The sequence below is a fragment of the Cupriavidus oxalaticus genome (assembly GCF_016894385.1).
Lineage (GTDB): Bacteria > Pseudomonadota > Gammaproteobacteria > Burkholderiales > Burkholderiaceae > Cupriavidus > Cupriavidus oxalaticus.
The window spans coordinates 1,597,464-1,613,023 of sequence record NZ_CP069811.1 but is presented as its reverse complement, the minus strand read 5'-3'; the positions used below and the strand labels follow the sequence as shown (position 1 = coordinate 1,613,023).

Here is a 15,560-nt window from a genome sequence, read left to right as displayed (position 1 = left end):
CCGCTTCAGCGGTTGCCGCCGGACATGCGCTTCCTGGCGCTGCGCAGCGCCAGGCCTGCCAGCATCGCGACGACCGCCAGCACGCCGATGGCGATGAAGAAGGGCAAGGGCCGATCGACGGCCAGGCTTTCCCCCGCGACGACGATGCCGAACGCATAGCCCCCTTCGGCGATGGCCATCGCGGCCAGGAATTTCGGGAAGGGGTAACGCATCGTGCCAAACAGATAACCGGGAATTTCCGACGGCACCGCGATACAGAACAGCAGCACCGCCCAGAACTTCATGCGCCGGGATACGTAGTCCTGGTACTTCGCCAGCTTGTCCGCGTAACCACTGCGAGCGAGCAATGGATAGGCCAGGCGGCCGATGCCATAGGCGGCAACAGCGCCCAGCAGCCAGCCACCCCAGAGGAGCAGAACGGTGAGCGGCTTGCCCCACACCGCGCTGGCCGGCGGCACCAGGACCACGCTCGAGGCGAAGGCAAGCATGGCGGACACGGCCGAAAACAGGAAGAAGACAAGTACGCCAGCGCCGGGGTGCTGCTCCATCGTCGCCTGCGCCCAACCGATGGCCTGGTCGGCCAGATCCTTGAAGGGAGGCGAGAGCGCGACCAGTGCGACCAGCACCGCCAGGGTGCCCACCGCTAACCAGAACCAGATGGCGTGCCGATTGGCAGACAATTTGCTAGGCATACAAAAATTAGAACCACAGGCCTTGCCGAAAGTTTCGATTCGACTGCCCAGTGGATCACTGCTGCGGGAACTATCCGTCCTGAACCAGCCTGAATGCGGCCCGGCATGCCGCGGCCCATTCCCGGGCCAGCTCCGTGCGCTGTGCGGGTCCGATTGCCAACGCCTGGTCCATGCCCGCCGCAAGCTTCTCCACGGGCACGGCCGCTGGCGCGCCGGCCGCGCCCCAGGCCGCGGCGAACGCAACCTGCTTGCTGGCTTCGGGCGCTTGCGCGGGCCGCAGCAGGCCCAGTCTCGGCAAGGCAAAGGCGCCCGCGACAATGCCGCCGTGCAGGCTGCTGCCGATGAAGCCCTGGCTGTGCGCGATCAGCGCGCAGATATCCCACAGCTCAAGCGAGCGAAAGAGCGCAACGGGCGTGCCGCACAACCGCGCGGCGAGGCGCCGGTAGCAAGCCAGGCTGTCATGCCATGGCGCGGCACCGGCGCGGAACAGCACCACGCCCAGGTGCCGGTCCCGGGCAACGCGTTCGAGTTGCGACGCCAGCTGTGACAGGGTTTCGTCGTCGCCAAAATCAGCGCTGCACTGCACCGCCAGGTATCCGCCCGGGAAACCCGACCCGATGCGGGCGCATTCGCCATGGCCGGCGCGCCGGCGGATGCGCTCGCCGAACAGCTCCGCCACCAGCACCGCCGGATCCGGCTCCAGGCGGCAATCGATGCCGTTGCCGGCGAGCACGGACCGGGTTTGCCGGTCCCTTGCGCCGACACTGGTGGCGGCACCAAGCTTGGCCACCACCTCGGCCCGCATGCCGGGCTCGACCGATCCAAGGTCAATGCCGCCGGCCGCGTGAACGATCACGCGCCTGAGGTTGGCAAACAGGTTCTCAGGCAACAGGTAGGGAACAAGGTCCGGCACGCCTAACTGGTCGCGCGCCCACGCCGTTCGCGCGTGCGGCCGGCTATCGAGCTGCGCCACCACTGCCTCGGCCTGCCCGGGCGGCAGCAGCATCACGGCCGCCTCCCACAGCGAGCAGGTCAGGATTTCGCCGCCCACGTGGATGACATCGACGGCGGCGTCGCCCACGGTGGCGGAAAGACGCGCGAGGGCGTGGACCCGATGGCCGCCATGGGGCCTGAGGTCGCGCCCGGCAAGGCCTCCGTAACGGAGATTGGCATAGGGACCGTGCCGGCGGATCATGCGTCGCACCACATGCGCGAGCAGCAGGTCGCCGAAGTTGTGGCGATCGAAGGCGCCGAACAGGATCGTGAAGGCCGCCGCGCCTGCCTGTTCATGGAATGCGGGCGCTGGCATGGCATCAACGATACGCAAGCACGGCCTGCATGTCAGCGCTGTCGAAGCCTTCGGTAAATCCAGCCCGGATGTCCGCCAGCAACCGGGTAGCGGCTGGCTCCTGGCCTTGCTGCCGCCATAGCTGCGCCAGATCCAGCGCGGCCCGCAATTCCAGCGACCTGGCATGCTGGTGGCGAGCGACTTCGATCGCCTTGTGGAAACACGCTTGCGCTTGCGCCTCGTCTTCAGGTTGCTCCCCGGCCGCCGCGCGTTGCCGTATCAACTCGCCCTTGATACGGTGCCACTCCGCTTCGCAATAGTGCTCGCCGGTCTGATCCACCGCGTCTTTGGCCGCTGCAAGCGCGTCCAGCCCCGCCTGCCATTGTCCCTGGCGTCCGTAGGCATGGGCCAGCAGGCACTGGAAGTGCGAATTGCCCAGTACCGCGCCCGTGGCGTGATAGGCCGCCAGCCCTTCCTGCATCAGCGCGATGCCTGCCGGTTGCTGCCCCTGTTCCGCCAGCGCCCAGCCGCTCAGGAGCGTCGTCCACGCGTGCCAGAGCGGGAAACCCTGCTCGGTCGACAGTGTGATGGCAGCGTCGGCACATTCTTGCGTGAGCTGGGGCTCGCGGCGGAACTGGTGCAGTTCTGCTGCCTGGCACAGGGCATGCGCCAGGCTGAAGGGGTGGGATATCTGCCGCGCCAGCGCAAGCCCGTCCTGCGCGCACCGGAGGGCCTGGTCGGGATAGCCAAGCGCCCAGAGCACGAGCGCCGAAGCCGACAGGGCGCGCACTTCCGGATCCACGCCATGGACATTCAGGTGGGCGAGATGCGGTCCTGCGCCATAGAGTGCAAGGGCATCGCGCAGATGGGCATGCGCGACGCCGAATCTTCCGGAGTAATACGCGGTCATCCCGAGCGCGACATGCGCTTCTCCCGTCTGCTCCGGGTCGTTCGTCTGCCTGGCCAGCCGCAGCAGCTGCTTGCCGAGCCGGTAAGCCTTCGCATGTTCCGCGCGCAGCGAGAAATAGGTACGCAGCCCGACCAGCGTCGGAAACAGCTGTGGCGTGTCGCCGCCCTGGCCGCACAGGGCCAGCGCGCGGCTGTAGGTCGCCTCCACTTCGGGGGCGGCAAAGCCCCGGGCGGCGATCAGCGCCGGCCCGATGGCCAGCCGCAGCACGAGCTCCTGGTGCGCGCGTTCCGGGGTATCCGGCTGGCGGCCGAGCAACTCCAGCGCGGCGCTCAGGTGGCTGATCGCCTCGTGGTAGGCGGAGCGCTGGACGGCCTGCTGTCCCGTGTACTGCAGGTATTCCACTGCCTTCGGACCGTTGCCGCTGAGGCTGTAGTGCCGGGCCAGTTCGCCGTAGTGATCCTTCAACTGGTTCTGGAAGAGCGCCTCGATTGCCTGGGCCGTGCGCTGGTGCAGCGCGGTGCGTTGCTCCGTGAGCAGGCTGTTGCCGGCCACCTCCTGGGTCAGCGCGTGCTTGAACGTGTATTCGGTGTCGGGGAACGCCGGCCGCTCATAGATGAATTCCCCCGCCTCCAGCTGGGCGAGGAGCAGGCGCAACTGCTCGTCCGGCTGCACGACCACGCGCTGGATCAGGCTGAGGGAAAACTCCTTGCCGATCACGGCCAGCGTTTGCAGCAAGTCCTTTTCGGCACGGGACAGGCGGTCGATGCGGGCGGCAAGCACGCCTTGCACCGTTGTCGGGATATGCAGCGCCGCGGGTGTCTGCTCGATGTGGTAATGGCCCGGCTCGCCAAGCAGCGCTTTCTCCTCGCACAGGGTTTGCACCACCTCCTCCATGAAGAAGGGATTGCCCTCGGTCTTTGCCAGGATAAGGCGCTTGAGGGCCACCAGCGCCGGATCGTCGCCAAGGAGCGCGGTGAGCAGTTGCCCGGCTTCCGCCAGGCCCAGCGGGTCCAGCCGCAGCGGCGTGTAGCAGTCCATATGGCTCCAGCCATGCTGGTACTCGGGCCGGTAGTTCAGCAGCAGCAGGATCCTGGCGCCGGCAAGGCGCTCGACCAGTACATCCAGGAAGGCTTCGGTCTCGCTGTCCAGCCATTGCAGGTCCTCGAACAACAGCACCAGCGGCTGGTTGCGGCTCTCGCGCGCCAGCAGGCTGGTGATCGCCTCGAACGTGCGCTGGCGCCGGATCAGGGGATCCATGTTCGGCAATGCCGAGCCGGGCTCGCTGATGCCCAGCAGGTGCAGCAGGTATGGCAGCACGTCTTCCAGGGCCCGGTCGAGCATCACCACGCGGCCCGCGACCTTCTCGCGGCACTTCCGTTCGTCGTCGTGGGCCTCGATCTGGAAGTAGTTCTTGACCAGCTCGATCAGCGGCAGATAGGCAAAGGCCTTGCCATGGGACACCGAGAACGTCTCCAGCGCCAGGCAGCTGCCGGGTGCGCGCGCCTTGAATTCGTGGAAGAGCCGCGATTTGCCGACGCCGGCCTCGCCGACTACCGCCACGATCTGCCCATGTCCGCCGACGGACCGCTGCAGCGCCTGCTGCAGCGTCTCCAGTTCCATGTCCCGCCCGACGAAGCACGCAAGGCCGCGGTGCGCCGCCACCTGCATGCGCGTGCGCAGCGGCCCGATGCCGGTCAGCTCGTACACGGCCAGCGGCATCGGGATGCCCTTGACCTGCGCAACGCCAAGCGGCTTGAACGCGAAATACCCTTCGGCGAGCCGATGCGTGGATTCGCTGACAAAGATCGACGACAGCGCGGCCATGGTCTCCATGCGCGAGGCAATGTGGATGGTGTGGCCGACCGGGTCGTAATCGGTGTGCAGGTCGTCCTTGCGGATCGAACGCACCACCACCTCGCCGGTGTGGATGCCGACCCGGATCTGCAGCGAAATGCCTTGCTCCAGCCTGAGCCGGTCGCTGTGGCGCTGCATCGCCTTCTGCATGCGCAGCGCGGCGTACAGCGCACGCTGGGGATGGTCCTCGTGCGCGATCGGCGCGCCGAACAGCGCCAGGATGCCGTCGCCCAGCGACTTGGCGACATAGCCCTCGTAGTAATGCACCGCCTCCATCATCAGGTCGATCACCGGCGTGATCAGCCGGTGGGCGTCCTCCGGGTCCAGGTCATGGATCAGGGCGGTCGAGCCGGCCATGTCGGCGAACAGCACGGTGATGGTCTTGCGCTCGCCGGCGGCCTCGCCACGGGCTTCCAGCGCGGCCTGCTCGCTGCGGATGCGCTCCGCCAGATGCGCCGGCGTGTAGGAGACCGGCGCGGTGGGTGCAGCGGTTGCCATGTCGCTGCAAGGTTCGCCGCAAGCACTGCAGAAGCGCGCCGCCGGCGCCAGGGCTTGGCCGCAGCGGCGGCACTGGCGGGCGAGGGCGCTGCCGCACTGCTGGCAAAAGTTGGCCCCGGCGGTGTTATCGCATCCGCACTTTGTGCACTGCGCCATGGGGCCTCCTCGGGGACGCTTCCTTCATAGGATTAGTGCGCAAAGGCGTCCATCGCAAGAGGTGCCGCCAGGGGACGCCGCCATCGGCCGGAACCGGCGGGCAAGCCAGCGTCGAAGCGCGCCGGCGACGTCCGGTTTCAGTTCGGCGGCGGGGCTATGCAATGTCTTCCAGATTGTCCTGTTGCGAGCGGATATCTTCCGGACTGAACACGATATACCCGAGGGACTTCAGAAGCCGCACCGCCTCCAGTTCGGCATCCAGGTACACCGGCCGTTCCGGGCGCCGCAGGCGCGGCGCGGGCTGCAAGCGCCCTGTGGCGCCGGCATGCGTGCCGGCAGGGGCCAGGCCATCCGGCTGCCGCGCGGTCAGGATGCGGCAATGCTCTACGCTGGGCTGCCACGACACGTCGACGGCGACATTGAAACGCGCCGCGCACAGCCGCAAGTGCTTCAGCGCCTGCAGCCAGCCGATGAAGGCGTCGTGCTCCAGTGGCTGGTAGCCATGCAGCAGCGTACCGAGCTGCTCGTGGGCCGCGGGGTTGGCCGCGGCCGGATCGTCGTCGAGCAACGCAAGCTCCAGCGCCACCCGCTGGCACCCTTCCTGGTCATAGATCGTGCATTGGCAGTCGAGCACGCCTTCCTGCAGCAGCTCGCACAGCAGGGCCCACACCCGCGGGTTCTTGTCGAACCGGCCCTCGAGCGTGGGATCGATCTGGCCGAGGATATCCGGAAGGGGGCGGCCGCTGTCCGCCTGCACGGCATGCGCAAATGCCATCGCGTTGTCCGAAGGGCTCTCGCCACGCGCCAGCCGCTGCAAGGCGGTTTCCTTCAGTTCCTGGATCTCGGCGACGGCATCGACGGCGTGCTTCCAGGCAAACGCTTCCAGGCCGCCCGCCAGCTTGCGCGCGGGCCTGGCAAGCTGGCCTGCCAGCGTCTGGATAAAGCTGGTGCAGACACTGCAGCGGCACTCCAGGCGGCCCGCGTGCAGGAAGCCGGCATAGAGGCGTTCCCGGTGCCCGCAATGCGGGCATTCCACCGAAAAGCCACCCTGGCGCGAGGCGCGTTGCGATGCAAGCAGTCCGTCGACCTGGTAGTGCGCCTGGCCATCGCAGCATGGACAGGTCCATTCCAGCTTGTGCGCACCGTCGCGCGGCGCGACCGCGCGGTCGAACTGGCGCTCGATTGCGCTGCGCGGAATGCCTTGCGAGCGCCCGAGTACATCGGCGGAATAGCGCCAGTAGCAATACGAGTGGGCGGCGGCGGCCGCTTCCGCATCGAGGCGCTGCAAGGCAGGGATGAGATGCGTGCTGCGCCGGATCTCGGCGGCCTTCGCGTCGACCAGCGCGGCCCCACCGGGCATCACGGCCTCGAGCGCGGCTCGGCTCTGCGCGAGGAAGTCCGGCACGTGGACGTGGCGGATGAAGTCCTCGTTCTCGAGCCAGAACATATGCCCGGGCAGGGATTCGAGCGCATCGACACCGGCCCTGACTTCGGACATGCCGGGACAGGCGAGAAACGTGAAAGGCTTGCTGAACAGGAATGCATCGGCCATGTTTTGTCAACGGAGTATCTCGCCCACGGCCGGTACGGCACCGCGTGCGATGGTTTCACCCCGTGATTCCAGCCAGGCCGATCGTGCGGACGGCGCATGCTTCTCGCATCAGCCCGCTTTTGGGGAATTTCCCCTTGTTATTGTTCAGGCATGCCTTGTTCTGTACAGGTTAGTCCTGCCGGTTAGGACAGCATAGGCGACGGTCACGGATCCCTGCAATGCTCAACAAGCGACGCTTTCACGATAAGAAATGTGGCGCCTGACCCATGGCCGGAACGGGGCAGGGTTTGTCGGGACTAATATCGATGCCTGAGCGGACGACCGGCACACCGTGCTCCGGCCGACGCTTTTTAGTGTTCGACGACCACGGATGCCCCGTGCTCACCTTTCCAGGAGACACAACATGCCGAGCAAGAATACGATCTGTTTGTGGTACGACCGCGACGCGCTGGATGCCGCGAACTTCTATGCCGAGACGTTCCCCGACAGCGCTGTCAAGGCTGTCCACCGCGCTCCCGGCGACTATCCCGACGGCAAGCAAGGCGATGTCCTGACGGTCGAGTTCACCGTTGCCGGCATTCCCTGCCTCGGCCTCAACGGCGGCCCGCATTTCAAGCACAGCGGGGCGTTTTCCTTCCAGATCGCAACGGACGACCAGGCCGAAACCGACCGCCTGTGGAACGCCATCGTCGGCAATGGCGGGCAGGAAAGCGAATGCGGCTGGTGCAAGGACCGCTGGGGATTGTCGTGGCAGATCACGCCGCGCGCGCTGACCGCGGCGGTATTCGATTCCGATCCCGCCGCGGCCAAGCGCGCCTTCGAAGCGATGATGACGATGCGGAAAATCGATATCGCAAAAATCGAGGCGGCCCGGCGCGGAACTTGATCCCGGCGCGCCCCGCGCCTACACGGGCTGCGCTTGCCGCGACCGCCACTTCGACACGCTGCAGCCAAACTCGCCGCTGAACCAGCGCGAAAACGTGCTCAGTGAAGTAAATCCCAGCAGCGTCGCCACCTCCGACAACGGCCTGTCCGGGTTCTCGATATAGCTGACCACCAGCCCCGCACGCACCTGGTTCAGGATCTCGGAATAGCTGGTCTGCTCGCGCGCCAGGCGGCGGTGGATGGTGCGCCGGTCGACCCCCAGGTGCTGCGCCACCCGGTCGACCGAGCACATGCCGGTGGGCAGCAGCACATAGACCAGCTTGCGCACCTTGTCCGGCGCGGTGGCGTTGGCCTGCGCCAGCAGGCTGCCAAGGTAGCGCTTGACCTGGCCTGCCATCGCCGGATCGTAGGACGGCAGCGGGGCTTCCAGGTCGGCGGCGGCGCAGACGATGCCGTCGAAATCCTGGTTGAACAGCGGTTCGATGCCGAACACCCGCATGCAGGTGGCCACGCTGGCGGGCGCCGGATGCGTGAAGCAGATGCTGCGCGGGCGCCACGAGGTGCCCAGGAACAGGCTCAGCATGCGGAACATCACGCCCACGGCAAGGTCGGTGGCCTGGCGCAGCACGCCGGACTCCTCGCTCAGGACATGGAGCCGGATGATGACCAGCCCTTCGGATTCCTCCAGGCGCATGGCCAGCGATTCGTTCTGCAGGCCCATGTATCGCACCATGGACTCCAGCGCGCGGCGCAGCGTGGGCTGCTCGCGCACCACGAAGGCCAGCGGCCCCAGGTTCGAGAACTGGCGCAGCTCCGCCATGCGCAGGCCGAAGTCGTCCACCTGCGCGGCGCGTGCCGAGGCATCCAGCAGGCGCCCGACCAGCGCGGCGGGGATGCGGATATCGGGATCGAGCAGCACGTCGCGGCTGATCCTGGCCGCGCGCATCTGCTGGTGCGGATCGAGGCCGACGGCGCGGGCCACTTCGACGTAGTTGGTAAGGCTGGCGCTGCGCAGGTAGTAGGACATCGCGTTATCCCAGTGTCGCGAAATGCAAGCGGTGCGAAGGGCTCGCGCTCATCGCTGCATTCCCTCAGAGCCTGCAGGATGCGCGTGCCGCCGGCGCCATGCCAGCGGCGGCTCGCCGAACTGGATCGAGAACCAGCGCGTGAACGTGCTGGCCGAGCTGTATCCCAGCAGCTCGGCCACCCGCAACATGGCGTATTGCGGATTCTCCACATAGCGCAGCGCCAGTTCGCGCCGCACTTCATTGAGGATATCGGTGAAGGTTTCGCCGGCTTCGTCGAGCTGGCGCTGCATGGTGCGCAGGCTCAGTCCCAGGCCCTGCGCCACGCCTTCGCAGGTGGCACGGCCCATCGGCAGCATCAGGTAGACGGCGTTGCGCACGTCCCGGCCGATGCTGGGCGCGTTGATGCGCGGCAGCGTGTCGACAAAGCGCTCGGCATAGCGCGCCATCGCCGGATCGCCGGTCGGGTTGGGCGCGTCGAGGTCGGCTGCCCGGCACACGATGCCGTTGAATTCGCTGTCGAATTCGAGCGGGCAGCCAAAGATCCGCCGGTGGACCCGCAGGTCATCTGGCGCCGGGTGCGTGAAGTTGATGCTCAGCGGGCGCCAGTGCGAGCCGAGCAAGGCCCGGCACAGGCGGAACACCACGCCCAGCGCCAGCTCGGTGCCCTGGCGCGAAGGCTGGTCCAGCACGATTTCCTGGCGGATGATGACCGCGCCGCCGGCCTCTTCCAGCAGGATCGACACCGATTCGTTGACCAGGTGCCGGTAGCGGATGATGGTGGCGAGCGCCGCGCGCAGCGTGGGCTGCTGGCTGATCAGCAGGCTCATCACGCCAAAGTCCGAAAGCTGCCGCGATTCCGCCATGCGCAGCCCGAAGGTCGGGCAGTTCGCGGCCTTGGCGGCGGCTTCCAGCAGGGTGGCGCAGGCGCCCACCGGGATGCGCTGGTCCGGCTCTGCGAGAAGCGCCCGGCTGAGCCTGGCGGTGCGCAGCAAAGGCTGCGTATTGAGGCCGAGTTCGCCGGCCACTTCAAAGAAATTGGTCAGTGCCGCGGCACGTACCAGCGTGTCCAATGTTGTCTCCCTGCTTATGGGGTGCTTATGGCTGCAAGCCTGCCGGAGGCCGCAGCATTGTCTTTGCAGCGGCATGATAGGCGGGCTTGGCATGAAATGCAAAGGCGCTGGAGCCTATTGCAAAGCCGCCCGCGCCGCGGCGACCTACATTGCATGCATGCGCGGCACACACCGGTGCCGCAGTGTTTCAAGGAGACAAGTGCATGGCAAAGATCGTCCGCATGTATGAGACTGGCGGCCCCGAGGTATTGCGTTACGAAGACGCGCAGGTGGGAGACCCCGGCGCAGGGCAGGTGCGCATCCGCCACGTGGCGGTGGGCCTGAACTACGCCGACACTTACTTCCGCAACGGCACGTATCCGGTGCCGCTGCCGTCCGGCATGGGGGTCGAAGCCGCGGGCGTGGTGCAGGCCATCGGGCCGGGCGTGACCAACGTCGCCGTGGGCGATCGCGTCACGTATACCGGCTTCATCAACACCCTGGGCGCCTACAGCACCGAGCGCCTGGTGCCGGCGGCGCCCCTGATCCGCCTGCCCGACACCATCGGCTTCGAGACCGCCGCGGCGATGACCATGCGCGGCCTGACTTCGGCCTACCTGATGCGCCGCATCCATGCATTCCAGCCCGGCGACGCCATCCTGCTGCACGCGGCAGCCGGCGGCGTCGGACTGATCGTGTCGCAATGGGCCAAGCTGCTGGGCCTTACCGTGATCGGCACGGTGTCGAGCGAGGCCAAGGCCGAAGTGGCCCGCGCCCATGGCTGCGACCACATCATCAATTACAGCCATGAAGACGTGGCCAGGCGCGTGCGCGAACTGACCGACGGTGTCGGCGTGGCGGTGGTGTTCGACAGCGTCGGCAAGAACACCTTCGCGGCGTCGCTGGATTCGCTCCGGCGCCGCGGCACCATGGTCTGCGTAGGCACCGCCTCCGGCCCGATCCCGCCGTTCGACCCGGTGCTGCTGGCGATGAAGGGGTCGCTGTTCCTGACGCGCCCGGCGCTGGCCGACTACATCTTCGATCCCGCCGAGAAGGCGCAACTGGCCGGCGAACTGTTCGATCACGTCGGCTCCGGTCGCATCCGGATCGAGATCAACCAGCGCTACGCGCTCGAAGACGCGGTGCAGGCGCACCACGACCTGGAGTCGCGCAAGACCACCGGTTCGTCGATCTTTGTCATCTGAGGAGCCAATGCCATGCGAGTCCAACAACTCACTTGCGCGCTGGGCGCCGAACTGAGCGGCGTCAACCTGGCCGACGCGGTGCGCGACGACGGCTTGTTCGCCGAGATCCGCGCGCTGCTGCTGCAGCACCGCGTGCTGTTCCTGCGCGACCAGAAGTTCAGCCGTGCCGAGCATGTCGCTTTCGCCAGCCGCTTCGGCGAGCTGGAAGACCATCCGGTGGCCGGCAGCGACCCGGAACACCCGGGCCTGGTGCGCATCTACAAGACGCCCGACCAGCCCAACGACCGCTACGAGAACGCCTGGCACTCCGACACCACGTGGCGCGAGGCGCCGCAGTTCGGCGCGGTGCTGCGCTGCGTGGAATGCCCGCCGGTCGGCGGCGACACCATGTGGGCGAACATGGCGCTGGCGTACGAACGGCTGCCCGACCACATCAAGACGGAGATCGCCGACCTGCGTGCGCGCCACAGCATCGAAGCCAGCTTCGGCGCCGCCATGCCGATCGAGAAGCGCCTGGCGCTGAAGGCGCAGTATCCCGACGCCGAACATCCGGTCGTGCGTACGCACCCGGACACCGGCGAGAAGGTGCTCTACGTCAACGCCTTCACTACGCACTTCACCAACTACCACACTGCCGGGCGCGTGCGCTTCGGGCAGGACGCCAATCCGGGCGCGTCCGACCTGCTGCGCTACCTGGTGAGCCAGGCCTATATCCCCGAGTACCAGGTGCGCTGGCGCTGGGCGCCCGACAGCGTGGCGATCTGGGACAACACCGCCACGCAGCACTACGCGGTGATGGACTACCCGCCGTGCCACCGCAAGATGGAGCGGGCCGGCATCATCGGCACGCGGCCGTACTGAACCATTGCTTTGAGCAAACGAGCATGCAAGACAACCTGATTACCCCGGCCAAGTCGGCCTACGCCTATCCGCTGCTGGTCAAGCAGCTGCTGACCAATGCCCTGAGCCTCTACGGCGACCAGGAGATCAGCTACCGCGGCGAGATGCGCTACACCTTCCGCGATTTCCGCCATCGCATCGGCAAGCTGGCCTCGGCGCTGGCTGCGCTGGACATCCGCCACGGCAGCACCGTGGCCGTGATGGACTGGGACAGCCACCGCTACCTGGAATGCTATTTCGGCGTGCCGATGATGGGCGCCACGCTGTTCACCGTCAATGTGCGGCTGTCGCCCCAGCAGATCCTCTATACGCTCAACGATGCCGGCGCCGCGATCGTGCTGGTGCACCCTGACTTCCTGCCGGTGATCGAGCAGATCCGCCCGCAGCTGACCGGCAACCCGCGCTTCGTGCTGCTGGCCGATGGCCAGGACGCGCCCAAGACCAGCGTGCCGTTCGCCGGCGAGTACGAGGCACTGCTGGCGCAGGCGCCGGCCGATTTCGAGTTCGCCGACTTCGACGAGAACACCAAGGCCGCCACGTTCTATACGACCGGCACCACGGGCGATCCGAAGGGTGTCTGCTACAGCCACCGCGAGATCGTGCTGCACACGCTGGCGTCGGCGACAAGCCTGTGCTCGCCGCGCGAAGGGCAGCGCATGCATCGTGAAGATGTCTATATGCCGATCACGCCGATGTTCCACGTGCTGGCGTGGGGCATTCCGTATATCGCCGTGATGCTGGGACTGCGCACGGTGCTGCCGGGCCGCTACGTGCCCGACCAGTTGTTGAAGCTGCGCGAGACGGAGAAGGTCACGTTCTCGCACTGCGTGCCGACCATCCTGCAGATGCTGCTGCAGGCGTCCGCCGACGGCAAGCCGGACCTGTCCGGGTGGAAGATCATCATCGGTGGCTCGGCGCTGCCGCCCGCGCTGTGCGAGGCGGCCCTGGCGCGCGGCATCGACATCTTCGCCGGCTACGGCATGTCTGAGACCGGCCCGATCGTGTCGCTGGCGCAACTGCCCCCTGGCTGCACGCCGAAGGACCGCGCCGAAGAAGTCCGCATGCGCTGCTCCACCGGCCGTCCGGTGACGCTGGTGGACTACCGCATCGTCAGCGAAGACATGCAAGACCTGCCGCGCGACGGCAAGAGCCGCGGCGAGATCGTGCTGCGCGCGCCGTTCCTGACCAAGGCGTACTTCGGCAAGCCGGCGGCATCGGAAGACCTGTGGGCCGGCGGCTACCTGCACACGCAGGACGTCGCGGTGATGGGACCGGACGGCTTCGTGCAGATCGTCGACCGCATCAAGGATGTGATCAAGACCGGCGGCGAGTGGGTCTCGTCGATCGAGGTGGAGAACCTGATCACCGAAGTGCCCGGCGTGCTGGAATGCGCGGTGATCGGTGTCCCCGACGCCAGGTGGGGCGAGCGGCCGATGGCGTTCGTGGTGCGCAAGCCGGGCGTGGAGGTGAATGCGGAACAGGTCCGCGGGCATCTGCTGGGCCACGTCGAATCGCAGCGCATCAGCAAGTACGCGGTGCCCGAAGCCGACCGCATCACGTTCGTCGAGGCGATCCCGAAGACCAGCGTGGGCAAGATCAACAAGAAGCAGCTGCGGGAAGACGTAGCCTGAAAGGGAAGGTAAGGAGCCTGGCGCCAGTCCTCGGGCGGGGACTGGCGTTTTTTTTTAGCGCTCTTCACCGATATCGCAGCGATTCGCCCCGATATCGATGTCCACGCCTTCTTACTTCTGTGCCGTCAGCACCGAGTAGCTGGTCATGAGATTGCGATAGTCAGGAATGTGGTTCGAGAACAGCGCGCCGAGTCCCTCGATGTCATTGCGCCAGTCGCGATGCAATTCGCACGCGACGCCGAACCACGTCATCAACTGGACGCCGGCCCTGGCCATGCGCTCCCAGGCGGCGTTGCGCGTGATCTCGTCGAAGGTGCCGGAGGCATCCGAGACGACGAAGACGTCGTAACCCTCGGCAATTGCCGACAGCGCGGGAAAGGCGACGCAAACTTCCGTGACGACGCCTGCAATGATGAGCTGCTTCTTCCCTGTTGCCTTGACGGCTTTCACAAATTCCTCATTATCCCAGGCGTTGATCTGGCCAGGACGAGGGATGTAAGGCGCGTCCGGGAACTGCGCCTTGAGTTCGGGCACGAGCGGGCCATTCGGACCGGTCTCGAAGCTCGTGGTGAGGATGGTCGGCAAGTTGAAGTACTTGGCGAGGTCGCTCAACGCGAGCACGTTGTTCCGGAACTTGTCCGGGTCGATATCGCGCACCAGCGACAGCAGGCCGGCTTGATGGTCCACCAGTAGAACGGCAGCATCGTTCTTGTCCAGGCGCTTATAGGGCGTTGTCATGGCGATCTCCTTGCAAGGGTTGGCAATGCGCTTCCGGCGCAAGCACGTGTGGGGAAGTCGATACCCCGGAGGGAGCGAGACAGCGCCGGCACCAACTGCTTATGCCAAGGGCGGGTTCCATGATCTCCTCCAAAGCGTGGAGGCATCATATGTTCGCAAGAACCATCCCAGTAGTCCCGTATCATGCCGTCTGTGTTCTTCTGAAGGAACAATCATGGACGACCTGAACGACCTCTATTACTTCGTCAAGGTGGTGGACCATGGAGGCTTCACGCAAGCAGGTCTCGCGCTCGGCATGCCGAAATCCAAGCTCAGCCGGCGCATCGCGGCGCTGGAAGCGCGCTACGGGGTTAGACTGCTGCAGCGTTCGACGAGGCACTTCTCGGTCACCGAAACAGGCCGTGAGTTCTATGAGCGCTGCATGGGGGTCCTGGTCGAGGCGGAGGCGGCGCGCGAGGTCATGGAACGCGAACGTTCCGAGCCGCAGGGCATCGTACGCATGAGCTGTCCGACGGCATTGCTGGAATTCCGCGTCGCTGGTTTGGTGGCACAGTTCATGGTCGAGTATCCGAAGGTCCAGGTTCATCTCGAAGCGACGAATCGCCGTGTCGACGTCATGGGGGAGCGCCTGGATCTGGCACTACGGGTGCGTTTCCCCCCATTGGAGAACAGCGATCTGGTGATGCGAGTCCTCTCCGAGAGCCGGCAGCGGCTTGTTGCGTGTCCGGCGCTCCTCGAGGGCCGCGAGCGACCGAAGCATCCGGCCGATCTGGCCGGCATGCCGAGCCTTGACTGGGGGCCGCCGCGCAACCACGTCTGGCAGCTGGTCGGGCCGGAGGGGATGGGCGCGGAGGTGAGGCATCAACCACGGTACATCACCGATGATATGAGCGCGCTGCGGCGGGCGGCGCAGTACGGTGTCGGTATCGTTCAATTGCCATACATGGTTGTCGAAGAAGATCTGCGGCATGGGACGCTCATCGACATCCTGCCCGGCTGGGCGCCTAAAGGGGGCATCATTCATGCGGTTTTCCCCTCCCGGAGAGGCTTGCTGCCGAATGTGCGCCTGCTGATCGATTATCTCGCTACGCGCATTGAGAAGGAGTAGTCGTCCACGGGCAGCCCATCCGGTCGCCCCCTATGCGCACATTGAAACCATGCGCACATAGGGGGT

Annotated in this window: 12 protein-coding genes; 5 read left to right on the top strand and 7 right to left on the bottom strand. The window is 66.3% G+C overall.

Annotated features, from left to right (window positions below):
- Positions 1-5 precede the first annotated feature (5 nt).
- From JTE92_RS07080 to JTE92_RS07065, 4 genes are all read right to left on the bottom strand, one after another.
- Complete coding sequence (locus JTE92_RS07080; protein WP_063239153.1) at positions 6-692, bottom strand: VTT domain-containing protein; 687 nt, start codon at positions 690-692, stop codon at positions 6-8.
- A 70-nt stretch (positions 693-762) separates the two neighbouring features.
- Positions 763-2,001, bottom strand: coding sequence for a polysaccharide pyruvyl transferase family protein (locus JTE92_RS07075; protein WP_063239154.1), 1,239 nt, complete (start codon positions 1,999-2,001; stop codon positions 763-765).
- Positions 2,002-2,005: 4 nt separating this feature from the next.
- Positions 2,006-5,398 (bottom strand): adenylate/guanylate cyclase domain-containing protein, encoded by a 3,393-nt coding sequence (locus JTE92_RS07070; protein WP_063239155.1) that lies wholly within the window; start codon positions 5,396-5,398, stop codon positions 2,006-2,008.
- Positions 5,399-5,552: 154 nt separating this feature from the next.
- On the bottom strand, positions 5,553-6,950 hold the full coding sequence (locus JTE92_RS07065; protein ID WP_063239156.1) for a hypothetical protein: 1,398 nt from the start codon (positions 6,948-6,950) through the stop codon (positions 5,553-5,555).
- 403 nt (positions 6,951-7,353) lie between these two features.
- On the opposite strand from JTE92_RS07065, the gene JTE92_RS07060 reads away from it, so the two are divergent.
- Positions 7,354-7,836, top strand: coding sequence for a VOC family protein (locus JTE92_RS07060; protein WP_063239157.1), 483 nt, complete (start codon positions 7,354-7,356; stop codon positions 7,834-7,836).
- Between the two features lie 18 nt (positions 7,837-7,854).
- On the opposite strand, the gene JTE92_RS07055 is transcribed toward JTE92_RS07060, so the two are convergent.
- Together JTE92_RS07055 and JTE92_RS07050 are read right to left on the bottom strand one after the other, a co-directional pair.
- The gene (locus JTE92_RS07055; protein WP_063239158.1) at positions 7,855-8,862 is read right to left on the bottom strand and encodes an AraC family transcriptional regulator; all 1,008 of its coding nucleotides are present in this window, start codon (positions 8,860-8,862) and stop codon (positions 7,855-7,857) included.
- Between the two features lie 48 nt (positions 8,863-8,910).
- Positions 8,911-9,933, bottom strand: a complete 1,023-nt coding sequence (locus JTE92_RS07050; RefSeq protein WP_063239159.1) for an AraC family transcriptional regulator — start codon at positions 9,931-9,933, stop codon at positions 8,911-8,913.
- A gap of 203 nt (positions 9,934-10,136) precedes the next feature.
- Here JTE92_RS07050 and JTE92_RS07045 point away from each other — a divergent pair, with 203 nt between their 5' ends.
- From JTE92_RS07045 to JTE92_RS07035, 3 genes are read left to right on the top strand one after another with little or no spacing between them, the layout of a single operon-like run.
- Complete coding sequence (locus JTE92_RS07045) at positions 10,137-11,117, top strand: quinone oxidoreductase family protein (RefSeq protein WP_063239160.1); 981 nt, start codon at positions 10,137-10,139, stop codon at positions 11,115-11,117.
- 12 nt (positions 11,118-11,129) lie between these two features.
- A complete protein-coding gene (locus JTE92_RS07040) occupies positions 11,130-11,978 on the top strand; it encodes a TauD/TfdA dioxygenase family protein (RefSeq protein WP_063239161.1) in 849 nt (282 codons plus the stop codon).
- A gap of 23 nt (positions 11,979-12,001) precedes the next feature.
- Positions 12,002-13,648 carry a fatty acid--CoA ligase gene (locus JTE92_RS07035; protein ID WP_063239162.1) on the top strand — a complete coding sequence of 549 codons (1,647 nt, stop codon included), beginning with the start codon at positions 12,002-12,004 and terminating at the stop codon, positions 13,646-13,648.
- 111 nt (positions 13,649-13,759) lie between these two features.
- Here the strand turns inward: JTE92_RS07035 and ycaC are convergent, their stop codons facing one another.
- Positions 13,760-14,386, bottom strand: a complete 627-nt coding sequence (gene ycaC / locus JTE92_RS07030) for an isochorismate family cysteine hydrolase YcaC (protein WP_063239163.1) — start codon at positions 14,384-14,386, stop codon at positions 13,760-13,762.
- Positions 14,387-14,600: 214 nt separating this feature from the next.
- Here ycaC and JTE92_RS07025 point away from each other — a divergent pair, with 214 nt between their 5' ends.
- Positions 14,601-15,494, top strand: coding sequence for a LysR substrate-binding domain-containing protein (locus tag JTE92_RS07025; RefSeq protein WP_063239164.1), 894 nt, complete (start codon positions 14,601-14,603; stop codon positions 15,492-15,494).
- Positions 15,495-15,560: the final 66 nt, after the last annotated feature.